A 948-nucleotide genomic window follows, 5' to 3' on the forward strand; every position below is an offset into this window, starting at 1 on the left:
GCCCATCGCCACCGAGTCAGATTCAGAAACGTTCAGACCCTGCGGGATTAAGTCGGCCGGTGAGCTCTCGCTAACGCGGGCCCAGAGGCTGGCGTCGCTATAATCGGTATCGCTCAAATCGACATCGCTGCCGGCGCCAACGTATCGGTAAGTGGCACCGGGCACGCCACCTTCTTGGTGACCACTCGCCACCCGCACCCGATCATCCTCTTTGAGGGGTTGGGTGCCTGATTCGCTGGTAAAGGCATAGCTGGCACCGAGCTGCTCGACCATACCGCCAATTAAGCTAGCACCGCCATCGTTAGTGGTGCTGGAGATGGCCTTCATCACACTGGTGGCATTAATAAACGCGTTATCATCTGCCAGCAGCGTCAAGTTACCCGATGCACTGGTGGTGACATCGCTGTCATCAATCTCAGCCAGCGCTCCACCGGCAACCCGGTTGTTGGCCAGCAGGCCACTGGCTGCGGCACCGGATGCCCCCCACAGCGCACCGGCTGAGGAGGTCGCATCATTAAGTAGGTTGGCTTCGATCGAGGCCTCGTTAAATGCCTTCACCTCAACGTTGCCGGCAGCAGCAAGCGTGCTATTGATGACCCGCGCCGTGGCTTGTGCCGGAGAAGGCTGCTGGAGGGAGGTTCCCAGCAGGGCATCAAAACTCGCGGCCAGTATGTTGGTTGGCGCATAGCCCACGGTATTAAAGGCAATGCTCGCGCCCACCGCTTCATCGCCCGAGAGCGTGACACTCTTATTAGTGGCCTCGATGCTGGCTTCATTATCGGCAATGACGGAGACGCCACCGCTGGTGGTGATGGTGCTATTGCGGATCTCAGCCGTGGCAGTGCCAAGCACCAGGTTGGTGGCAATGGCGCCATTCGTGGCCACCGAGTCACCACCACCGGTGTTCGAGCCGCCAGAGCTTTCCACAAAGCTATCAAGCTCGGCAAT

At 59.4% G+C, this 948-nt stretch carries 1 protein-coding gene; it reads right to left on the reverse strand.

What is annotated here, in order from left to right; translation table 11 throughout:
* Nucleotides 1–948, reverse strand: a 948-nt coding sequence (locus GH984_RS10745; protein WP_153720223.1) for a hypothetical protein, incomplete at both ends; no start/stop codon positions are given.

This window comes from Spiribacter salilacus (assembly GCF_009649225.1).
GTDB lineage: Bacteria > Pseudomonadota > Gammaproteobacteria > Nitrococcales > Nitrococcaceae > Spiribacter > Spiribacter salilacus.